General features: G+C 64.5%; 15 protein-coding genes. 6 read left to right on the forward strand and 9 right to left on the reverse strand.

Translation table 11 applies throughout. The features are described 5' to 3' along the window. Window positions 1-92: 92 nt before the first annotated feature. The 3 genes from P7A97_RS10535 (at window position 93) to cueR (ending at window position 3,476) form a co-directional block, all read left to right on the forward strand. A complete protein-coding gene (locus P7A97_RS10535; protein WP_277689894.1) occupies window positions 93-536 on the forward strand; it encodes a hypothetical protein in 444 nt (147 codons plus the stop codon). A 75-nt stretch (window positions 537-611) separates the two neighbouring features. After that, entirely contained in the window at window positions 612-2,990 is a 2,379-nt protein-coding gene (locus tag P7A97_RS10540; protein ID WP_277689895.1) for a heavy metal translocating P-type ATPase, read from the forward strand. A 75-nt stretch (window positions 2,991-3,065) separates the two neighbouring features. Further along, entirely contained in the window at window positions 3,066-3,476 is a 411-nt protein-coding gene (gene cueR, locus P7A97_RS10545) for a Cu(I)-responsive transcriptional regulator (RefSeq protein WP_277689896.1), read from the forward strand. A gap of 83 nt (window positions 3,477-3,559) precedes the next feature. Here cueR and P7A97_RS10550 read toward each other — a convergent pair whose 3' ends face one another. The 5 genes from P7A97_RS10550 to P7A97_RS10570 form a co-directional block, all read right to left on the reverse strand. Then, the gene (locus P7A97_RS10550; protein WP_277689897.1) at window positions 3,560-5,800 is read right to left on the reverse strand and encodes a TonB-dependent siderophore receptor; all 2,241 of its coding nucleotides are present in this window, start codon (window positions 5,798-5,800) and stop codon (window positions 3,560-3,562) included. Between the two features lie 221 nt (window positions 5,801-6,021). Beyond that, window positions 6,022-6,489: a bacterioferritin gene (gene bfr / locus P7A97_RS10555; protein ID WP_277689898.1), complete on the reverse strand. Its 468-nt coding sequence runs from the start codon at window positions 6,487-6,489 to the stop codon at window positions 6,022-6,024. A gap of 349 nt (window positions 6,490-6,838) precedes the next feature. Then, window positions 6,839-7,735: an EamA family transporter gene (locus P7A97_RS10560; protein ID WP_277689899.1), complete on the reverse strand. Its 897-nt coding sequence runs from the start codon at window positions 7,733-7,735 to the stop codon at window positions 6,839-6,841. 466 nt (window positions 7,736-8,201) lie between these two features. Further along, window positions 8,202-9,089: a PA4780 family RIO1-like protein kinase gene (locus tag P7A97_RS10565; RefSeq protein WP_277689900.1), complete on the reverse strand. Its 888-nt coding sequence runs from the start codon at window positions 9,087-9,089 to the stop codon at window positions 8,202-8,204. Continuing rightward, window positions 9,086-10,030 carry a LysR family transcriptional regulator gene (locus tag P7A97_RS10570; RefSeq protein WP_277689901.1) on the reverse strand — a complete coding sequence of 315 codons (945 nt, stop codon included), beginning with the start codon at window positions 10,028-10,030 and terminating at the stop codon, window positions 9,086-9,088. The genes P7A97_RS10565 and P7A97_RS10570 overlap by 4 nt, the downstream gene beginning before the upstream one ends. A 100-nt stretch (window positions 10,031-10,130) precedes the next feature. Here P7A97_RS10570 and P7A97_RS10575 point away from each other — a divergent pair, with 100 nt between their 5' ends. Both P7A97_RS10575 and P7A97_RS10580 read left to right on the forward strand, forming a co-directional pair. Continuing rightward, window positions 10,131-10,772 (forward strand): NAD(P)-dependent oxidoreductase, encoded by a 642-nt coding sequence (locus P7A97_RS10575; protein WP_277689902.1) that lies wholly within the window; start codon window positions 10,131-10,133, stop codon window positions 10,770-10,772. Window positions 10,773-10,795: 23 nt separating this feature from the next. Further along, a complete protein-coding gene (locus P7A97_RS10580) occupies window positions 10,796-11,089 on the forward strand; it encodes a DUF2218 domain-containing protein (RefSeq protein WP_277689903.1) in 294 nt (97 codons plus the stop codon). 8 nt (window positions 11,090-11,097) lie between these two features. Here P7A97_RS10580 and P7A97_RS10585 read toward each other — a convergent pair whose 3' ends face one another. The 3 genes from P7A97_RS10585 to putA all read right to left on the reverse strand — a co-directional run bounded on the left by P7A97_RS10585 (window position 11,098) and on the right by putA (window position 17,023). Next, window positions 11,098-11,766: a TIGR04211 family SH3 domain-containing protein gene (locus P7A97_RS10585; RefSeq protein ID WP_277689904.1), complete on the reverse strand. Its 669-nt coding sequence runs from the start codon at window positions 11,764-11,766 to the stop codon at window positions 11,098-11,100. Between the two features lie 396 nt (window positions 11,767-12,162). Continuing rightward, a complete protein-coding gene (gene proC / locus P7A97_RS10590; RefSeq protein WP_277689905.1) occupies window positions 12,163-12,954 on the reverse strand; it encodes a pyrroline-5-carboxylate reductase in 792 nt (263 codons plus the stop codon). Window positions 12,955-13,087: 133 nt separating this feature from the next. Next, the gene (gene putA, locus P7A97_RS10595; RefSeq protein ID WP_277689906.1) at window positions 13,088-17,023 is read right to left on the reverse strand and encodes a trifunctional transcriptional regulator/proline dehydrogenase/L-glutamate gamma-semialdehyde dehydrogenase; all 3,936 of its coding nucleotides are present in this window, start codon (window positions 17,021-17,023) and stop codon (window positions 13,088-13,090) included. Window positions 17,024-17,300: 277 nt separating this feature from the next. Here putA and P7A97_RS10600 point away from each other — a divergent pair, with 277 nt between their 5' ends. After that, window positions 17,301-17,978 (forward strand): DUF4197 domain-containing protein, encoded by a 678-nt coding sequence (locus P7A97_RS10600; RefSeq protein WP_277689907.1) that lies wholly within the window; start codon window positions 17,301-17,303, stop codon window positions 17,976-17,978. Between the two features lie 199 nt (window positions 17,979-18,177). On the opposite strand, the gene P7A97_RS10605 is transcribed toward P7A97_RS10600, so the two are convergent. Further along, a complete protein-coding gene (locus P7A97_RS10605; protein WP_277689908.1) occupies window positions 18,178-21,252 on the reverse strand; it encodes an efflux RND transporter permease subunit in 3,075 nt (1,024 codons plus the stop codon). Window positions 21,253-21,254: the final 2 nt, after the last annotated feature.

Here is a 21,254-nt window from a genome sequence, read left to right on the forward strand (position 1 = left end):
CGTGGGGCCTGCCACCGTGGCAAGGTCAAGCCGCAAACTTGTCCTGCGCGCTCGACTGACCCAAGCTGCAGACAGACCAAGGAGATAGCCGCATGCGCCTTTCCCTCACCCTGCTCTGCCTGCTCAGCCTCGCCGCCCACGCCGACGAGGCCCCGCCTGAACCTCCCGTCGCGCCGGCCAACCCGGTACAGATGGCGCCCACTCCGCACGCCACGATGACCCTGCCGACGCCTATCGACTATGGCGTGCTGACGGTGTCACGCGAGCGTCTGGAAGTTTCCACGCCCTGTGATATCGGCCTGTACCTGCAGGGCAACCTGACTGCGCGCCTGTACCAGGGACAATCGGTCACTCTCAACCTGCCGCCAGGCGAGATCCAGGTGCGCCTTGGCCAGCTCGGCGGTGGCGGCTGCCAGCCACGCTTCGAGCAACTGCGCAGCCAAACCCTGCGGATCACTGTCGGCGAAGTACAGAAGTACCGGATCGCCATGGACAATCAGGGTATTCGCCTGATTCCGGCGCCCCTCAACTACTGAGCGCGACACTCGGGTGCTTGACCTTACCCTGGCGTCAAGGTTGATCCTAGGGACGAATCCGGAGGAGTCGCCCCGATGAGCACGCTGCAGACTTTCGACATTCCCATCCAAGGCATGACCTGCGCCGGTTGCGCTGGCCGCGTCGAGCGCGCCCTGGCCAAGGTGCCCGACGTGCAGCAGAGCAGCGTCAACCTGGCCAGCGAACAGGCGCGGGTCACGGCACCGCCCGAACGCCTGGGCGAGCTGCTGGCAGCCGTCGAACAGGCCGGCTACCAGGTGCCCTCGCAACGCCTGGAGCTGGCCATCAGCGGCATGACCTGCGCCAGCTGCGTCGGCCGTATCGAGCGGGCACTGGGCAAGGTGCCGGGGGTCCGTAGCGTGAGCGTCAACCTGGCCAGCGAACAGGCCCGTGTCGAACTGCTCGCCGGTACCAGCGGCCGTGCCCTGCTCGATGCGGTCGAAGACGCGGGATACAGCGCCCGCCTGGTCGATTCCGCACCTACTCAGGCGCCCCAGGCGGCCCTGCGCCGTGAACGCCTGGCCGTGCTGGCCGCCCTGCTGCTGGCGGCCCCTCTGGTGCTACCGATGTTCGCCGAGTGGGCCGGCCTGCACTGGATGCTGCCAGCCTGGGTACAGTTCGCCCTGGCCACGCCGGTGCAATTCGTGCTCGGCGCGCGCTTCTACCGTGCCGCCTGGAAAGCCGTGCGCGCCGGCAGTGGCAACATGGATCTGCTGGTGGCACTGGGCACCAGCGCCGCCTATGGCCTGAGCCTGTACCTGTGGGCAACCGCTGGTGACCACCATCCGCCGCATCTGTATTTCGAAGCCTCTTCCGTGGTCATCGCCCTGGTACTGCTCGGCAAGTACCTGGAAAGCCGCGCCAAACGCCAGACCGGCGCCGCCATCCGCGCCCTCGAAGCCCTGCGCCCGGATCAGGCCAAGCGCCTGGTCGATGGCCGCGAAGAAAGCGTCGCCATCGCCGACCTGCGCCGGGGCGACCAGGTAGTAGTCAGACCCGGCGAGCGCTTCCCGGTCGACGGCGAAGTGCTCGAAGGCCACAGCCAGGCCGACGAAGCGCTGATCAGCGGCGAGAGCCTGCCGCAGGCCAAGGGCCCGGGTGATCGGGTGATCGGCGGGGCCATCAACGGCGATGGCCGGCTGATCGTGCGTACCACGGCCCTGGGCGGGGAAAGCGTGCTGGCGCGCATCATCCGCCTGGTGGAAGACGCCCAGGCGGCCAAGGCACCGATCCAGAAGCTGGTGGATCGGATCAGCGCCGTGTTCGTGCCGGTCGTGTTGCTGATCGCCCTGGCCACCCTGGCGGGCTGGTGGCTGGCGGGTGCCGGCATCGAACAGGCACTGATCAACGCCGTGGCGGTGCTGGTGATCGCCTGCCCCTGTGCGCTGGGCCTGGCCACGCCCGCGGCGATCATGGCAGGCACAGGAGTCGCCGCCCGCCACGGCATCCTGATCAAGGATGCCGAAGCCCTGGAGCTGGCCCAACAGGTTTCCGTGGTGGCCTTCGACAAGACCGGCACGCTCACCTCGGGCCAGCCGCGCGTCGTACATCTGGCCACGGTGGGAATCGACGAAGCCGAGTTGCTGCGCCTGGCCGGCGCCCTGCAGCAAGGCAGCGAACACCCACTGGCGCATGCCGTGCTGGCCGCCGCCAAGGAGCGCGAAATCGCCCTGCCCGGCATCAGCGCCAGCCAGGTGCTGGCCGGGCGCGGCATTCGCGGCGAGGTGAAAGGTCTGACGCTGGCCCTGGGCAACCAACGCCTACTCGAAGAACAGCAGCTCAACAGCGACCTGCAGCAACAGGCCACGGCCTGGGAAGCCGAGGGGCGCACCCTGTCCTGGCTGCTGCAGTTGCAGCCGCAGCCCCAGGTACTGGGCCTGCTGGCCTTCGGTGACAGCCTCAAGGATGGATCACGGCAGGCCATTCAGACCCTGCATGAGCGCGACATCGAGTGCCACCTGATCAGTGGCGACAATGCCGGCAGCGCCGGGGCCGTTGGCCAGGCACTGGGCATCGACCGGGTGCATGCCCAGGTACTGCCGGAAGAGAAGGCCGCGCATATCGTTGCCCTCAAGCAGAACGGCGCCCACGTGGCCATGGTCGGTGACGGCATCAACGACGCACCGGCTCTGGCCGCCGCCGATGTCGGCATCGCCATGGGCGGCGGCACCGACGTGGCCATGCACGCCGCCGGCATCACCCTGATGCGCGGCGACCCGCGCCTGGTGCCGGCCGCCCTGGAGATCAGTCAGCGCACCTGGCACAAGATTCGTCAAAATCTGTTCTGGGCCTTCGCCTACAACGCCGTGGGCATTCCGCTGGCGGCCTTCGGCCTGCTCAACCCCATGCTCGCCGGCGCCGCCATGGCCCTGTCCAGCGTTAGCGTGGTCAGCAACGCGCTGCTGCTCAATACCTGGAAGCCCAAGAAACAGTGATGACGTAGCCCGGATGCAATCCAGGGCCAGCCATACCCGGGTTTCACCCGGGCTACGAGACAGTGGAGAGCGACCATGAATATCGGCCAAGCCGCCAAACAAAGCGGTCTGAGCGCCAAGATGATCCGCTACTACGAGGCCACCGGCCTGCTGCGACCAGCCGGACGCACGGTCAGCGGCTACCGGCAGTACGCTGAGCAGGACCTGCACGTACTGGCCTTTATCAAGCGCTCGCGCGACTTGGGGTTTTCCCTGGAGGAAGTCGGCAAGCTGCTGGCCCTGTGGCAGGACCGCGAGCGCGCCAGTGCCGACGTGAAGGCGCTGGCGCAGGGCCATGTCGACGAGCTCAACCGCAAGATCGCCGAACTTACCGCCCTGCGCGACACCCTGGACGAGCTGGTGCAGCACTGCCAGGGCGACCACCGGCCGGACTGCCCGATCTTGCGCGACCTGGCAACCGGCAGCCGCTGCTGCACAAAACCCTGATAACAGAAAGCCCAACGCCGGCGTGGGGCCGACGTTGGGCTTATCGGTGGACGACAGGCCAGACCTGTCGTCGTTAACGCGATTTAGAAGCTGTACTTCGCCGACGCGGTGAAGCTGCGCGGAGCACCGTAGGTCATGGCGCCGTAGGCGTCGAAGATGTCGAAGTACTTCTCGTCGGTCACGTTGTTGGCGTTCAGCTGCGCCGAGAGGTTCTCGGTGATCTGGTAACGCGCCATCAGGTTGACCAGGGCGTAGGCGTCCTGCTCGATCTTCTCCGAGTTGCCAGCCGGGTTGGTGGCGTAGGTGTAGATGGCATCCTGCCAGTTCACGCCGCCGCCGATGGTCAGCTTGTCGTTGAAGATGCCCGGCACACGGTAGGTGGTGAAGGTCCGTACCAGCTTGGTCGGATACAGCGTATTGACGTCGTCGCCCTCGGCGTCTTCCAGGTCGAACTGGGTGTAGCCCGCCATCAGGTTCCAGCCCGGAGCCAGCTCGCCATTCACTTCCAGCTCGAAGCCCTTGCTGGTTGCACCCTCGGTAGCCTCGTAGGCGTAGCCACCCACCGGATCGGTAGGATCAATCAGTTGACCGGTGCTCTGGCCCAGATTGTCCTGCTTGATCTGGAAGATCGCAGCAGAAGCATTCAAGCGGCCGTCGAAGAACTCGAACTTCAGACCGGTTTCGTAGCTTTCGCCGGTAATCGGATCCAGCTGTTGCCCGTTGCTGTCGCGCACCGACTGCGGCAGGAAGATTTCCGTGTAACTGGCATAGGCCGAGACGGTTTCGGTGAGGTCGTAGACGATACCGGCGTAGGGCGTGATTTCGTTGTCGACGTCGGTCTTGCTGACTGCCGAGTAGATGTCATCGCTGGTCTTCTCGTAGAAGCTGTCACGCGCACCGAGGATCAACTTGAGGTCGTCGCTCAGGTTCAGGCGGGTCGCCGCATAGACACCGCGCTGCTCGACCTCACCGTAGCCGTAGTCGCCGCGCGGGCCCCAGACGGGCTCGGCGAAATCACCCTTGTAGGCATCGAAATTCGCTACCCCACCGAAGCCGCTCAGCGCGGGCACCTGATCGGCGTCGAAGTCCTGCTCGCTGTGGACATAGCCGAAGGCCAGGTCGTGGTCACGCCCCATCAGGGCGAACGGGCCACTGAAGCGGATGCTGTAGTCGTCCTGGGTGGTTTCCGTCTTATAGGTCGCCGGGAACGAGGACATGCCGCTGGCGCCATCACGGCCAGGATTGCCGGAGAGATACAGCAGGGCGGAATCGCCGGTCCGCTCGCCGCGGTTGTAGCTGAGGTTGACCTGCCAGTCGTTGGCGAAGGTGTGGTCCAGGTTGACGAAGTAGGTTTCGTAAGTGGTATCCCACTGGCTCCAATTCGCCGAAGAGGTCTTGGAGCGGCTCCAGTTGGTGCGGCCACCGTCGGCATACCAGACGGGCAGGCCACCCCACATCGGCGAGTCGGACTTATTTTCCTGCCGGCTGGCGCCGAACCACAGGGTGGTATCGGGCGTCAGGTCGATATCCATGGTGCCGTAGAAGGTTTCACGCTGGTTGGAGTGCAGGTCGATCCAGCTGTCACCTTCGTTGTACTCGCCGACCAGGCGCGCACGGATGGTGCCTTCTTCGTTGAGCGCCATGGACAGATCACCGAGGGTTCCATAGGTATCCCAGGTGCCGGCCTTGACCTCGACCGAACCGGTCAGCTCGCGGCTGCTGGCACGCTTGCGCACCATGTTGAGCGAAGCGGAAGGGTCGCCGGCACCGGTCATCAAACCGTTGGCGCCGCGCACCACTTCGACGCGGTCGTACATGGCCAGACTGCTGAAGATCTCACCCGAACTCCACGGCTGCTCGTAGATGGTCGGCACGCCGTCGATCATCAGCGAGTTGAGCTCGAAACCGCGGGCATTGATCTGGCCACGGCTGGTTTCGTAGCGGTTCAGGGAAATACCGGTGGTGTTGTTGACCACGTCGGTGATGGTCTGCAGATCCTGATCCTGAATACGCTGCTGCGTCACCACGGTGACCGACTGCGGCGTCTCGCGCAGAGACATCTTCAGCGGAGTGGCCGTCTTGGCGGCACTGGTGGTGTAGGACTGGGTGCCCTCGGTAACCTCACCCAGGCCAGTGTCGGCCTCGCCAGTAATTGCTACGGCGTCCAGCGTCACGGCCTCCCCGGAGGTATCAGCGGCATACACCGGCAAGGCAGCTAAAACGCTACCAGCAGCGAGCAGGTGTACAGCCATGGCCAGCGGGCGCAGAGCCATGGGCGAACGAACAGCAGCGGCGTCTTGAGAACGCAGGGGAGTCAGGGACATGGGGGTACTTCCGAACAACTGGAGTTATATGAGAATACTTATCATAACAACTCAGCAACCATTATTGCGAAATATTTTCAAAAGCTAATGAACCTTGATAGCGAACGAGAGTCGTAAACTAATTCGTACAGCCCGCTACTAAGGCTTCGTGCCGGTCATGCGGAAATGAGCCCATAAAAAAGGGGAGCCTGAGGCTCCCCTTCTGTTGACACCTGAACGGCTCAGGACGCTTGTGACTGCAGGTAGTTCTGCAAACCAATGCGATCAATCAGCCCAAGTTGCTGCTCCAGCCAGTAGGCATGGTCTTCCTCGGTGTCGTGCAGCTGCACTTCAAGCATTTCGCGGCTGACGAAGTCACCGTGCTTCTCGCACAGCTCGATACCCTTGGCCAGGGCCTCGCGCACTTCATACTCCAGCTTGAGATCGGCACGTAGCATGTCCGGTACGGTGGCGCCGGGGTGAATCTTCTTCGGCGTCATGTTCGGCGTGGCTTCGAGGAACAGGATGCGCTTGAGCAGGGCATCGGCGTGCTCGGTCTCCTCCTCCATCTCATGGTTGAGGCGCTCGTAGAGCTTGGTGAAGCCCCAGTCCTCGTACATCCGCGAGTGGAGGAAATACTGATCACGCGCAGCCAACTCGCCACGCAGCAGATCCTTCAGGTAATCGACAACCTCTGTCGATCCTTTCATGAGCGCCTCTCCAAAAACATCAGTGCAGGCTGAAAGCTTCGACCTTCACATCGCTGCGGTCAAGGCTAGAAATCAAACAGCCCACGAAGCGATTCGCATTAGCCAAAGCCGCATCGTTGCGGACTCCAGGTAATTCTGGAACTAACGAAAATCACTCGTATCACAGCCCTCTACTGACCGAAAAAAACCTGTAGCCAGCCTCCCGGGAAAGCGCGCAAAACCTGTCAAACAGCCGCTGAACATACTGTCGCAGTCGCTATCCACGGGGATTGATCCAGCGCCGTCAGCGCGGGGATGGCTGCATTGAGCTCAGCACCACCACACATCACTGCAACCCGGCGAAAGACGCTCATAGACGGGCTGACTGCGCAGGGATGCCCTTACGTCGCAGAGCAGCCACCGGCAGCACGGTAATCAGTAGCCCGCCAAAGACCAGTGCGCAGGCCAGCCAGCCCAACGGTGTCAGCGCCTCGCCCAGCAGCAGCCAGCCGGACAGCAGGCCGGACACCGGCACCGCCAGGGCGAATGGTGTCACCAGGCTGGCCGGGTAGCGGCGCAACAGGAAGCTCCACAGGGCGAAGCCGACCGTGGTGGCGAGAAAAGCGATGTACAGCAGCGCGCCGACACCGCGCCAGCTCAGGTGCTCGACAGCCGCGCTCATTGCCTGCGGCCCCTCGAAGACATAGGACAACCCCAGCAGCGGCAACACCGGCACCAGGCTGACCCAGCAGATCAGGCGCAGCATGTCGCTGGCCCCGGAGCGCTTGGTGGCGATATTGGAGAAGGCCCAGGCCAGCGCCGCAGCCACCACCAGCAGGAAGCCGACCAGGCTATCACCCAGGCTGCGCTCGCTACCGATCAGCAACAGCCCCGTGGCCGCCAGGGCCAGACCAGTCAGGGCCCGCAAGGTCGGACGCTCGCCGAGCACCAGCGCAGCGATCAGCACGGTGAAGAACACCTGGCTCTGCAGCACCAGCGACGACAACCCGGCCGGCATGCCCAGGTGCATGCCGACGAACAGCAGACCGAACTTGACCACCCCGAGCAGTACGCCGATCTGCAGGATGCGCCACCCGGGCGCCGGTAGCGGCCCGCGCAGGAACAGCAGCGGCAGCGCCGCCAAGGCAAAGCGCAAGGCGCAGAACAGCAGCGGCGGAAAGTCCTCCAGACCGACCTTGATCACCACGAAATTGACGCCCCAGATCAGGGTGACCAGCAGGGCAAGAAAAATGTGCGAAAGCGGCATGGCAAGGCTCCGGCATGACTCTGCGCACCCTAGCAGCGCGACCGCGGAGCGGATCGGTACAGTTGCCAAGCAACAATATGAAACACCTTGCTCACAAGCCACACGCAAGACGCTCGCAGTAAGCCTACTGCTCGATCCGAGAAGACAGGGGCGCCTCACTATAAGAGAGGGACAAAGTCTCGGGAGTACTTCGCTTCCAGCCCGCAAGTGGCTCTTTGTGGGAGCCAATCGCGGCTAAAGCCGCTCCCATAGAAGTAGTGCAGGTAGGCGCAGATGAGCTTGCGTGGGAGCGGCTTCAGCCGCGATCAACGCAGGCAACACCGCACTGTAGGAGGGGCCTTGGCCGCGACGCTTATGACAGCGCCTGGATTGCGGCAAAGACCTCTACTAGACGCAGCGTGTTCGATTATCCACCCCCGGCCCACGCAAAAACGCCCGCAGCATGCGGGCGTTCGGTTCAAAGCGCTCAGCGCTCCCAAGGCGGCGGTGGCGGCTCGTCGCGCGGGGCGTCTTCGGCGTTGCGCACGGCGTCACGGCGCGCCTGTTCGGCCAGGGCGGCCTTGATCTCGCGCATCACCGAGTCGACGTCCGCTTCACTCTCCGACTCAGCGTACAAACCGGTGAGCTGGGTCTCGGGGGTCAGCTTGCCGTCTTCGAACAACGCCCACATTTCCTTGGCATAGCGAGTGTCGAGCAGCTCCGGAGCGAACTGGCCGAAGTACTCGGCCATGTTGCGCACATCGCGCTCCAGCATGCGGAAGGCGTGGTTGTTGGCCGCAGCATCCACCGCCTGCGGCAGGTCGATGATTACCGGGCCATAGGGGTCGAGCAGCACGTTGAATTCCGACAGGTCGCCATGTACCAGGCCGGCACAGAGCATCTTGACGATCTCGCCGATCATGAAGGCGTGAAATTCGCGGGCATCCTCGGGCAGCAGGTCGACATCATTGAGACGTGGCGCGGCATCTCCGTGACCGTCGTCGACCATTTCCATCAGCAGCACGCCGTCGAGGTAGTCGTAGGGCTTGGGTACCCGCACGCCGGCATTGGCCAGGCGGAACAGGGCCGACACCTCGGCGTTCTGCCAGGCCTCTTCCTGCTCCTTGCGTCCGTACTTGCTGCCCTTGGCCATGGCGCGGGCGTCGCGGCTGTTGCGGGTTTTGCGCCCTTCCTGATATTCGGCGGCCTGACGGAAGCCACGCTTGTTGGCCTCCTTGTACACCTTGGCGCAGCGCAGTTCACTGCCACAGCGCACCACGTAAACCGAGGCTTCCTTGCCGCTCATCAGCGGCCGTACCACCTCGTCGATCAACCCATCTTCGAGCAACGGTTCCAGGCGTTTCGGGGTTTTCATCGAGCTGAACGGGCCTCCATCGGTGTTTTCACGCCCTTATACGGCAATCCGAGCGAACTAGCACCCAGTGCACGGCGCAGCGCCTCGATGGCATAACGCACCTTGGCCGGCTGGGCGTCGCGGCGTGGGGTTACCAGGTAGACGCCGATGCCGCTTGGCTGCCACTGCGGCAGCAGCACCAGCAACTCGCCGCGCGCCAGCAGGTCGCGCACTTCCGGCTCCGGCTGCAGGGAGACGCCCATGCCGGCCAGGGTGAACTCGCGCACCGAGAGAATGTTGTTGCACACCACCCTGCCCTCCACCCGCAGACGCTGCAAAGCACCGCCCGGGCCGTGCAGGGTCAGCTGGCCGCCACGTTCGTGACCCAGGCTCAGCCAATCCAGGCCGCTCAGGTGCTCCGGCCCGTCGATACGGGCGCAGCGAGCCAGGTAACTGGGCGCTGCGCACAGCAGCATTGGCCAGTCACCGACGTGGCGGGCGACCAGGCTGGAGTCTTCCTGACTGCCCACGCGGATGGCCAGGTCGATGCGCTGCTCGACCAGATCGATCTGCTCGTCCTGAAAGAACAGACGCAGGCTCAACTGCGGATGGGCCAGCAGCAAAGGTGCCAGGGCACTGGTTACCAGGTGCCCGGAAAAACCCACTGGCGCGGCGATGCGCAACTCGCCCACCGGGGCATCCCGCAATTCGGCCAGGCGCTGTTCGGCCTGCTCGGCCAATTCGACGATCTGCCGGCAGCTCTGGTACAGCTGCGCGCCGGCCTCGGTCAGGGTCAGGCGCCGGGTGGTGCGGTGCAACAGGCTGAGCTGGGTGCTCTCTTCCAGGCGGCGAATCTGCTGGCTGACCGCCGAGGCCGTCATGCCCAGGGCGTCAGCGGCGGCCACCATGGAGCCCTTGTCCACCACGGTAGCGAACAGGGCCATGCGTTTGAGCTGTTCCATTATTAAGCTCCGCTTAATTGTCAAAGCGGATTAGGCGTCTTTTTCCCACCTTTATCCAGCTGCAATTATGGCGACACCCATAACGCACCGAGACACTCCCATGAAAATCGCCCTGATCGGCGCCACCGGCTTTGTCGGCAGCGCCCTGCTGGAAGAAGCCCTGAACCGCGGCCACCAAGTCACCGCCCTGGTTCGCCACCCGGAAAAACTGCCGACCCATGAACGACTCAGCGCGTTGCGCGCCGATGTGCGTGACGCAGCCGCCCTCACTGAGCAACTGCGTGGCCACGACGCCGTGCTCAGTGCCTTCAACCCTGGCTGGGAACAGGCTGACATCCGCGAGCAGTTCATCGCCGGTTCGCAGGCCATCGTCGCAGCGAGTAAGGCGGCCGGCGTCAAACGCCTGCTGGTGGTCGGTGGTGCCGGCAGCCTGTATGTCGCCCCAGGTCTGCAGCTGATCGACACGCCGGACTTTCCCGCCGAGTACAAGGAAGGGGCTGAGGGCGCACGGCAGGCCCTGAACCAGCTGCGCGACGAACAGGAACTGGAATGGACCTTCCTCTCCCCGGCCGCCCTGCTCCAGCCGGGTCCACGCACCGGTCAGTTCCGTCTTGGCGGCGAGCAGTTGCTGATGAACGGCAATGCCCCCGGGCACATCTCCGTGGCCGATCTGGCCGTGGCCCTGCTCGACGAGACCGAGCAGCCACAGCACATCCGCCAGCGTTTCACGCTCGCCTACTAAACATTCCGCTAACAGGAAGCCTTATGACCACTTACCGCAGCAGCGCCTTCGTCGCTACCGAAACACCAGCCCGCTATATCAGCCGCCTGTGCAAACACTTCGCCCACAAGATCCCGGTCAATTTCGACGAGCAGCAGGGCCGCATCCAGTTCGACAGCGGCCTGTCACTGCTGCAGGCCGAGGAAGGCGGCCTGCGCCTGCGCGTGGAGACCCAGGATCAGGAAAGCCTGGAACGCCTACAGAACGTGGTGGCCAGCCACTTCGAGCGCTTCGCCTGGCAGGAAGCCCTGACCCTGAGCTGGCAGGCAGAGGCCTGAGGGCCTGCTCACAACCACTGATCGTTGCGCTTGCGCCGCACCCGCAGCATGGTCGGCAGGATCAGGCCGGCAAACAAACCCGCTCCGGCGATGCCGCCGCCGTAGACCATGTAGGTCATCAGCACCTGCTGGCGCTCTTCACCCAGCTGGGCTCGGGCCTCGCGCAGTTCGGCCTGAGCCTGGTTCAACTGGCTGTCCAGATCACTGCGCGCAGCCTGCAGTTCGTCGATCAGCGCCTTGCGTGAGTCCAGGGTCTCCTGCATGCCCTGCACCCGGGTTTTCCAGGTGTCATCGATACCCTTCAGCTCGGCACTCAGATCGGCGACCTTCTGCTGCAGCTGCGGCAGGCGCTCGGCCTGGCCGGGCATGTCCTGCAGGTCGCGGGTAGGAATCCACACCGCGTCGCCATTTTCCCCGCGCACCTGGCTGTAATCGCCCTGACTGCGCAGCAACTCGACCTTCTGCCCAGAACTGAGCGTACCGACGATGCGATAGCCATCGGTGGGGCCGCTGCGTACATAGGTATTGAGGCTGTCGCTGACCCAGCGGCTATTGCCGCCCTTCTCCTGCGCCCAGGCCGGACTGGCGGCGCTCAGCAAGCCGCCGAGCAGACTGGCGCACAGGGCACGCAACTGAAACGAGGAGAAACAGGCAAGGGAAGGAAGGGATCGGGACATTGGACAATCTTCATCTGGCGGGAACACAACACCCGGTCAACGGGCACGACAAGAGGTCGGCCAGGCACACGGGCTGAGCTAGCCATGCGGCAAATGGCCATGCCACCGCCACCGACTAGGCCGACAGCAGACAGACCCCGAGAGGCTGGATCGGTTCACTCACCCGCGCCAAGGGGCAGCCTTTGAGTGCGAAAACAGGAACAGGACGGCAGTCTGACCGCTGGAGTGAGGTCCAGAAAAGCAAAAGCCCGACGGACGCCGGGCTTTTTGCTGGCCGGGCTTGTGGCCTGGCCGGGTGCCGCACGAGTCGGCTCGAGGTAGGAAGCGCCAGATACCGGGCGGGTAGCCCCCTTGCGGTGTATCCGACGTGGCCGCGGGCTTGCGCCCTGGGCCGGGTCAGGCGCCCTGGGAGAGCTCCTGGGAGCGGACAAAGGCCGCCCGGGCTGCTGCTTCGACCAGCTGGCGCAGGGCCTGGTCCTGCTCGAAGCGGGCAATCGCGGCCGCCGTGGTGCCATTCGGCGAGGTCACGGCGGTACGCAGTTCTACGAAATCGGCCTGCGGCTGCACCTGCAACGAGGCGGCGCCGAAAGCGGTTTGTGCCGCCAGGGCCTTGGCCAGCTCGGCCGGCAGGCCCAGAGCCACCCCCGCATTGGCCAGCGCCTCGCTGAACAGATGGTAGTAGGCCGGACCACTGCCGGACAGCGCAGTGACCGCATCCAGCTGGCCTTCCTGTGCGACCCAATAGGCCTTACCCACCGCATTGAACAGGTGGGCGATCTGCTCGCGACGCTCCGCCTCCAGCGCATCGGCGCTGAACATGCCGGTGCAACCGGCGCCGACCAGCACCGGCGTGTTGGGCATCACCCGCACCACCGGGCAACGCTGGCGCAGCCCCTGACTGAGGCTGGCGCAGGTCACGCCGGCCGCCACGGAAATCACCACCGCGCCCTGGCAAACAGCGTTCGGCAACTCGCCCAGCACCTGGCAGGCATAACCCGGCTTGGTCGCCACCACGATCAGCTCGAAGGGCTGCTGCGGCAGCGTCTCCAGGCTGGAATACAGGGTGGCGCTTCTGGATGACTGCAGGTATGGGTCGACGGCACTGATGCTGTCCACCAGCTTGGCGGCCAGCCAGGCCTCGCCGATGGCGCTGCCCATACGGCCATAACCGATAAAGAGTGCGTTCATGCTGTTCCTTTCAGGCGTTTTAGCCCGTGGCCGAAGCATGCCCGGGAAAGCTTTCAGTCAGCTTTCCAAGGCAATATTTCGGACTCGCGTTTGAGAGCAAGCCGGCCGCCTTGCGGCGACCGGGCACAGGCCGTCAGCCGATGGTCATCAGGCTGGCGTTGCCGCCGGCCGCTGCGGTGTTGACCGATAGGGCATGCTCGATCAGCAGACGCTCCAGCGGAATGTCGGTCTCGCCCTTGTTCAGGCCGTGCACGCTGACGATGGCGCCCTTGCGCTGCGCGGCCAGCTGACAGACTTCACGCAGCTGATCGGAGTCGCCGTGGTGCAGGATGGCGTCGAACTCGGCGTCGACCGTGCTCCAGTCGGCGACCAGTTCGATACGCTTCTGCACCTCTTTCGGCAGCTCGGCGTACAGCGCGCGCTGGCTTTCCAGCCACAGCGCGTGGCTGCCCACCGCCAGGGTCGCGGCCAGTTGTGCCAGCAGGTCGCTGCGCTCGTCGGCCAGGCCCAGCACACGCTCACGCGGCAGCAGGGTGTAGCTGTTGCGCTCGCCGGTCGGGCCGGTCAGCAGGTGGCTGCTGAAGCTCTGGGTCAGGCCCAGGTACTGCTCGAACAGCGCGGCGACAGCCGGCTCCTGCTTGGTCGCCCACTCGGCAAACGCCGCGCGCGCCTTGGCCAGCTCGGCCGGCACGTCCAGCGCCTGCACGTTGTCGCCCTTGAGCTGCTGGGCCACGGCTTCCTGCGGACGGGTCGACAGCAGGCGGTACAGGTACAGCGGGCCGCCGGCCTTCGGACCGGTGCCGGACAGACCCTCGCCGCCGAACGGCTGCACGCCGACCACGGCGCCAACCACGTTGCGGTTGACGTACAGGTTGCCGACCTTGGCGCTGCCGACCACCTGGTTGATGGTTTCGTCGATGCGGGTGTGCACGCCGAGAGTCAGACCATAGCCACTGTCGTTGATCTGCTGCAGCAGCTTGCCCAGATCGGCACGCTGGTAGCGCACCACGTGCAGCACCGGGCCGAAGATCTCGCGCTTGAGCTCGTCGAAGCTGTCCAGCTCAATCAGGGTCGGCACCACGAAGGTACCGCGCTTGATCTCGTCGGCCTCGGAACGGGCGCACTGGAACACCTTGCGGCCCTTCTCGCGCAGCTTGGCGATGTGGGTATCGATATTGTCCTTGGCCTCGGCGTCGATCACCGGGCCGATGTCGGTGTGCAGGCGCTCCGGCGCACCGACGCGGTATTCGGCCATGGCGCCCTTGAGCATCTCCACCACGCGGTCTGCCACATCAGCCTGCACGCACAGCACGCGCAGGGCCGAGCAACGCTGACCGGCGCTGTCGAAAGCAGAGTTGACCACGTCGACTACTACCTGCTCGGCGAGCGCCGAGGAGTCGACGATCATGGCGTTGAGGCCGCCGGTTTCGGCAATCAGCGGAATGCTGCGGCCCTGGGCGTCGAGACGACCGGCGATGTTGCGCTGGAGGATGCCGGCCACTTCGGTGGAGCCGGTGAACATCACGCCACGCACGCGCTCGTCACCCACCAGGCGGGCACCAACGGTTTCACCACGGCCCGGCAGCAGCTGCACGGCACCGCCGGGCACGCCGGCTTCCAGCAGGATGCGCACAGCTTGCGCTGCGATCAACGGAGTCTGCTCGGCCGGCTTGGCCAGCACGGTGTTACCGGCGGCCAGCGCGGCGCAGACCTGACCGGTGAAGATCGCCAGCGGGAAGTTCCACGGGCTGATGCACACCACCGGCCCCAGCGGGCGGTGGCTGTCGTTGCCAAAACTGCGCGCCTGGGCGGCGTAGTAACGCAGGAAGTCGACCGCCTCACGCACCTCGGCGATGGCGTTGGCGAAGGTCTTGCCGGACTCGCGCACCAGCAGGCCCATCAGCTGCTGCATCTCGCCTTCCATCTGGTCGGCGGCGCGCTCCAGTACGGCGGCACGCTCGGCCGGCTGAGTCGACTGCCAGATCTGTCCGCTGGACAGGGCGCAGAGAATCGCGCTCTTGACGTCGGCCTCGCTGGCCTCATGCACATGGCCCACCACATCGCGATGATCGGCCGGGTTGCGCACCGGCTCGGCCGGGCCCGGGTTCGGTGTGTCGCAGCCGAGGATCGGGCCGGCGACGTAGACGGTGTTGGTCGACGACAGCAGCGCCGAGGATAACGAGCCCAGGCGGTGTTCGTTGGCCAGGTCGATGCCCTCGGAGTTCAGACGGTCCTCGCCATACAGGTCACGCGGCAGCGGGATGCGCGGATGCGGCAGACCGAGGGTGCCTTCCTGAGCCGCCATCTGCTCGACCTGCTCGACCGGGTCGAGCACCAGGTCCTTCAGCGAGATGCTGTGGTCAGCGATGCGGTTGACGAAACTGGTGTTGGCGCCGTTTTCCAGCAGGCGACGCACCAGGTAGGCCAGCAGGGTTTCGTGGCTGCCGACCGGGGCGTAGATGCGGCACGGACGCGCGTACTTGCCGTCCTTCACCGAACCGACCACCTGCTCGTACAGCGGCTCGCCCATGCCGTGCAGGCACTGGAACTCGTACTGGCCCGGGTAGTAGTTCTGCCCGGCCAGCTGGTAGATGGCCGACAGCGAGTGGGCGTTGTGGGTGGCGAACTGCGGGTAGATGGCTTCCGGCACGGCCAGCAGCTTGCGCGCGCAGGCAACGTAGGAAACGTCGGTGTACGGCTTGCGGGTGTACACCGGGTAACCTTCCAGGCCGTTGACCTGCGCCAGCTTGATCTCGCTGTCCCAGTAGGCGCCTTTGACCAGGCGGATCATCAGGCGGTGGCGGCTGCGCTTGGCCAGGTCGATGACGTAGTCGATCACGTACGGGCAGCGCTTCTGGTAGGCCTGGATGACGAAGCCGATACCGTTCCAGCCGGCCAGTTCCGGGGCAAAGCACAGGCGCTCGAGCAGGTCGAGGGAGATTTCCAGGCGGTCGGCTTCCTCGGCGTCGATGTTGATGCCGATGTCGTACTGCTTGGCCAGCTTGGTCAGGTTCAGCAGGATCGGGAACAGCTCGTCCATCACCCGGTCGTACTGCGCGCGGCTGTAGCGCGGGTGCAGGGCGGAGAGCTTGATCGAGATGCCCGGGCCTTCGTAGATGCCGCGGCCGTGGGACGCCTTACCGATGGCATGGATGGCCTGCTCGTAGGAAGCCAGGTAGCACTTGGCGTCTTCCTCGGTCAGCGCCGCTTCACCGAGCATGTCGTAGGAGTAGCGGAAGCCCTTGGCTTCCATGTTGCTGGCGTTGGCCAGCGCCTCGCCGATGGTCTCGCCGGTGACGAACTGCTCGCCCATCAGGCGCATGGCCATGTCCACACCCTTGCGGATCACCGGCTCGCCGCTCTTGCCGATCAGGCGGTTGAGCGAAGAGGACAGGCCTTCTTCATTGTGCGTCGACACCAGCTTGCCGGTGATCAGCAGACCCCAGCTGGCGGCGTTGACGAACATCGACGAACTCTGGCCCAGGTGCTGGCTCCAGTTGCCGTTGGCGATCTTGTCGCGAATCAGGGCGTCGCGGGTGGCCTTGTCCGGGATGCGCAGCAGCGCCTCGGCCAGGCACATCAGCGCCACGCCTTCCTGGGACGACAGCGAGAATTCCTGCAGCAGGCCCTGCACCAGGCCCTGACGGCCGCCGGCACTCTTCTGGTTGCGCAGCTTCTCGGCAATCCCTAAGGCCATCTTGTTGGCGGCGTCGGCCTGCTCTTTCGGCAGACGCGCCTGCTCCAGCAGCATCGGTAGCGCCTCGGTTTCAGGGCGGCGATAAGCGCTGGTGATGGCGGCACGCAGCACCGACTGCGGCAGGATGCTCTCGGCGAAATCGAGGAACACCTGTAGCCCCTGTTCGGTCAGGTTCTCCACCGACTCTTCACCGGCGGCAGCGGCCAGACCGGAGTGCTCGGCCGGGGTCAGGCCAGCTTCGACCTGCTCCAGGTAATTGAAGATCGCCTGCTTGATCAGCCAGTGGGGGGTGCGATCCAGCGACTGCGCGGCCTGCTTCAGACGTTCGCGGGTGGCGTCGTCGAGTTTCACGCCGAGGGTGGTAGTAGCCATCTGGGTATTCCTATCTGGTGGAGCGTCAAAACGCGTGGCGGGAGATTACTCTCACAGCCAGAAAAGGTGCAACCTAGTGCAACCACCAAAAACAACCACTCAAGCAGGTTGCACCTCGCACAGCGCGACTCTATTGAGCATAGAAGCACCGGCTCTTGCAGGCCGCCGAGTGGGGGCGTCGCCGGGATGTCCCGACGAACGGGCACCTTACGAATAACTTTGGCCGGAGCCGGCAGTTCGATAAGCTCCCCCCACTCCACCCAATAAGGATGTCTCCATGCTCCGCCTCACCACCCTGACCGCCGGCCTGCTGCTGTCGGCCAGCGCCTTTGCCCTGTCCCTTGCCGACCTGACCCAGAGCGACGCCAGCGGCGGCCTCAAGGACGCCCTGACCCAGGGCGCGCAGATTGCCGTCAAACAGCTCGGTCAGCCGGGCGGCTTCAGCAACAACGACGAAGTGCGTATCGAATTGCCTGGCAAGCTGGGCAAGGCCGCCAAAACCATGAAGATGATGGGCATGGGGGCCGAAGTGGAGGAACTGGAAGCCAGCATGAACCAGGCCGCCGAAGCCGCCGTGCCGCAGGCGCAGGCGATCCTGCTCGACTCGGTGAAGAAGATGACCGTCACCGACGCCAAGGCCATCCTCGCCGGCGGCGACGATTCGGCCACCCAGTACCTGAACCAGAGCAGCCGCGAGGCGATCCGTGCCAAGTTCCTGCCCATCGTCAAGCAGGCCACCGACAAGGTCGGCCTGGTGCAGCAGTACAACAGCTTCGCCGGCCAGGCGGCGGCCTTCGGCGTGGTCGACGCGAAAAGCGCCAAGGTCGAGGACTACGTGACCGAGAAGGCCCTGGACGGTCTGTTCAAGGTGATCGCCGAACAGGAAGTCAGCATCCGCCAGAACCCGGCCGGCGCCGCCACCAGCCTGGCCAAGAAGGTGTTTGGCGCGCTTTGAGCGCTGCAGTAACTATCGTTACAGGCCCCGTTAATCGCGGCTGAAGCCGCTCCCACAAGCAGTGCCTGATATTTTGTGGGAGCGGCTTCAGCCGCGAAATCCCCTGCGAGTGCAACAGGTTACCGCCCCAACCAGCTCGACCCGAGCACGCAATAAAAAAGCCCGGCACATAGGCCGGGCTTTTTCATTCACGCCACACTTAGCGTGCCTCGCTTTCCTTGACTCTGAACCAGGCCGCATACAGTGCCGGCAGGAACAGCAGGGTCAGCGCCGTGGCCACCACCAGCCCACCCATGATGGCCACCGCCATCGGCCCGAAGAACACGCTGCGCGACATCGGAATCATCGCCAGCACCGCCGCCAGCGCGGTCAGCACGATGGGACGGAAGCGCCGCACGGTGGCCTCGATAATGGCGTGCCAGCGATCCATACCGGCTGCGATGTCCTGCTCGATCTGGTCAACCAGAATCACCGAGTTGCGCATGATCATGCCGCTCAGGGCAATGGTGCCGAGCATGGCGACGAAGCCGAACGGCTGCTGGAAGATCAACAGGAACAGGGTCACGCCGATCAGCCCCAGCGGCGCGGTGAGGAACACCATGGCCGAACGCGACATACTCTTCAGCTGCAGCATCAGCAAACTGAGCACCACCAGAATGAACAGTGGTACGCCGGCATTCACCGACTTCTGACCTCGCGAAGAGTCCTCCACCGTGCCGCCCACTTCCAGCAGATAGCCACTGGGCAGCGCCGCGCGAATCGGCTCCAGGGTCGGCAGGATCTGCTTGACCAGACTGGCAGGCTGCTCGCCACCGTAGATATCGCCGTACACAGTGACGGTTGGCAAGCGGTCGCGATGCCAGATCACACCTTCCTCGAAACCGTATTCCAGGGTCGCCACCTGCGACAGCGGCACACTCTTGCCACTGCTGGTGGGTACCGCCAGGCTCGGCAGCAATTCCAGGGCCTGACGCTCGCGCACGGTGCCGCGCAGGAGAATCTCGATCAGCTCGTTGTCCTCGCGGAACTGGCTGACGCTGGAGCCGGTCAGCGAGCTCTGCAGGAACCGCGACAGGTCGGCGCTGCTCACGCCCAGGGCGCGGGCGCGCTCCTGGTCGATGTTCAGGTAGACCACCTTGCTCGGCTCTTCCCAGTTCAGGTGCACGTTGGTGACATGCGGGTTCTCACGCACCTTGGCCGCCACCTGGCGGGCGTAGTCACGCACTTCGCTGATGTGCTCGCCGCTGATGCGGAACTGGATCGGGAAGCCCACGGGCGGGCCGTTCTCCAGGCGCGACACACGGGTACGGGCGTGGGGGAAGTCCTCATCCATCACCTGGATCAGCCACTTGCGGACCTCTTCGCGCTCCTTGATCGACTTGGTCAGGATGACGAACTGGGAGAAGCGCGTGGCCGCCAACTGCTGGTCCAGCGGCAGGTAGAAACGCGGCGAGCCGCTACCGACATAGGCCACGTAGTTGTCGATACCCGGATGATCCTTGAGCTTGGCTTCCAGACGCTTGACCTGCTCCTCGGTGGCCTTGAGCGACGAGCCTTCGGTGAGCTTGATGTCGACCATCAACTCCAGCCGCCCGGAAGCCGGGAAGAACTGTTGCGGCACGAAGCGGAACAGCACCAGCGAGACGATGAACAGGCCGACCGTCACCAGAATTACCGTCTTGCGCCGACGTACGCACCACTCCACGACTTCGCGCACGGTCTGATAGAAGGTCGTGGAATACGGGTCATGCCCCTCGGCGCTACCGCCGTGCTTCTTGGCGTGCAGCTTGGCCAGGTCCGGCAACAGGCGATCACCGAGGTAGGGCACGAAGACCACGGCCGCAATCCAGGACACCAGCAAGGCGATGGTCACCACCTGGAAGATCGAGCGGGTGTACTCACCGGTGCCGGACTGCGCGGTGGCAATCGGCAGGAAGCCGGCGGCGGTGATCAGGGTACCGGTGAGCATGGGGAACGCCGTGCTGCTCCAGGCGTAGCTGGCCGCACGGAAGCGGTCGTAGCCCTGCTCCATCTTGATCGCCATCATCTCCACGGCGATGATCGCATCGTCCACCAGCAGTCCCAGCGCCAGCACCAAGGCACCGAGGGAAATCTTGTGCAGACCGATGCCGAAGTAGTGCATCAGGGCGAACGTCATCGCCAACACCAGCGGAATGGACAGCGCCACCACCAGGCCGGTACGCAGGCCGAGGGAGAAGAAGCTGACCAGCAGCACGATCACCAGCGCCTCGACCAACACCCGGACGAACTCGCCCACGCCGGCCTTCACCGCCGCCGGCTGATCCGACACTTTACGCAGCTCCATGCCCACCGGCAGGTCGTTCTGCATACGAGCGAATTCTTGCTCCAGCGCCTCGCCCAGCTGCAGGATGTCCCCCCCCGCCTTCATCGACACAGCCAGACCGATGGCATCCTCGCCCATAAAACGCATGCGCGGCGCGGGCGGGTCGTTGAAGCCACGATACACCTCGGCTACGTCGCCGATACGGATGGTGCGGTCACCGATACGGATGGGAAAATCGCGAATCTGCTCCACCGTCTCGAAACGCCCGGAGACGCGCAGCTGCACGCGATCGGTCGGCGCCTCAAAGAAGCCGGAATAGCTGATCGCGTTCTGCTCATCCAGCGCCTGCTGTACCGCCGCCAAGGGCAATCCAAGGGTGGCCAGCTTGACGTTGGACAGCTCGATCCAGATCTTCTCGTCCTGTAGGCCGAGCAGCTCGACCTTGCCTACGTCCTTGACCCGCTGCAACTGCAGCTGCAGGCGGTCGGCGTAGTCCTTCATCACCGCGTAATCGAAGCCCTTGCCGGTCAACGCGTAGATGTTGCCGTAGGTGGTGCCAAACTCGTCGTTGAAGAAGGGGCCGCGAATGCCTGGCGGCAGCGTGTGGCGAATGTCGCCGACCTTCTTGCGGATCTGGTACCAGAGCTCGGGGATATTCTTCGACACGATATCGTCGCGCGCGATGAAGGTAACCACCGACTCGCCAGGCCGTGAATAGGACATGACGAACTGGTAGTCGCCGGTCTCCATCACCTTCTTCTCGATGCGCTCGCTGATCTGCCGGGAGACTTCCTCGGCAGTGGCACCCGGCCAGTCGGTGCGCACCACCATGGCCTTGAAGGTGAAGGGCGGGTCCTCGCTCTGACCCAGCTTGGTGTAGGACAGCGCACCGATCACCGCCAGTACGATCATCAGGTAACGGACGATACTGCGATTGCGCAACGCCCATTCGGACAGGTTGAAGGACATGG

The organism is Pseudomonas sp. GOM6 (assembly GCF_029537485.1).
Lineage (GTDB): Bacteria > Pseudomonadota > Gammaproteobacteria > Pseudomonadales > Pseudomonadaceae > Aquipseudomonas.

Excerpts from the sequence above, each read along its gene's own strand:
- P7A97_RS10535 (WP_277689894.1), top strand. The coding sequence starts at position 93 with ATGCGCCTTTCCCTCACCCTGCTCTGCCTGCTCAGCCTCGCCGCCCAC.
- P7A97_RS10540 (WP_277689895.1), top strand. The coding sequence starts at position 612 with ATGAGCACGCTGCAGACTTTCGACATTCCCATCCAAGGCATGACCTGC.
- cueR (WP_277689896.1), top strand. The coding sequence starts at position 3,066 with ATGAATATCGGCCAAGCCGCCAAACAAAGCGGTCTGAGCGCCAAGATG.
- P7A97_RS10550 (WP_277689897.1), bottom strand. The coding sequence starts at position 5,800 with ATGTCCCTGACTCCCCTGCGTTCTCAAGACGCCGCTGCTGTTCGTTCG.
- bfr (WP_277689898.1), bottom strand. The coding sequence starts at position 6,489 with ATGAAAGGATCGACAGAGGTTGTCGATTACCTGAAGGATCTGCTGCGT.
- P7A97_RS10560 (WP_277689899.1), bottom strand. The coding sequence starts at position 7,735 with ATGCCGCTTTCGCACATTTTTCTTGCCCTGCTGGTCACCCTGATCTGG.
- P7A97_RS10565 (WP_277689900.1), bottom strand. The coding sequence starts at position 9,089 with ATGAAAACCCCGAAACGCCTGGAACCGTTGCTCGAAGATGGGTTGATC.
- P7A97_RS10570 (WP_277689901.1), bottom strand. The coding sequence starts at position 10,030 with ATGGAACAGCTCAAACGCATGGCCCTGTTCGCTACCGTGGTGGACAAG.
- P7A97_RS10575 (WP_277689902.1), top strand. The coding sequence starts at position 10,131 with ATGAAAATCGCCCTGATCGGCGCCACCGGCTTTGTCGGCAGCGCCCTG.
- P7A97_RS10580 (WP_277689903.1), top strand. The coding sequence starts at position 10,796 with ATGACCACTTACCGCAGCAGCGCCTTCGTCGCTACCGAAACACCAGCC.
- P7A97_RS10585 (WP_277689904.1), bottom strand. The coding sequence starts at position 11,766 with ATGTCCCGATCCCTTCCTTCCCTTGCCTGTTTCTCCTCGTTTCAGTTG.
- proC (WP_277689905.1), bottom strand. The coding sequence starts at position 12,954 with ATGAACGCACTCTTTATCGGTTATGGCCGTATGGGCAGCGCCATCGGC.
- putA (WP_277689906.1), bottom strand. The coding sequence starts at position 17,023 with ATGGCTACTACCACCCTCGGCGTGAAACTCGACGACGCCACCCGCGAA.
- P7A97_RS10600 (WP_277689907.1), top strand. The coding sequence starts at position 17,301 with ATGCTCCGCCTCACCACCCTGACCGCCGGCCTGCTGCTGTCGGCCAGC.
- P7A97_RS10605 (WP_277689908.1), bottom strand. The coding sequence starts at position 21,252 with ATGTCCTTCAACCTGTCCGAATGGGCGTTGCGCAATCGCAGTATCGTC.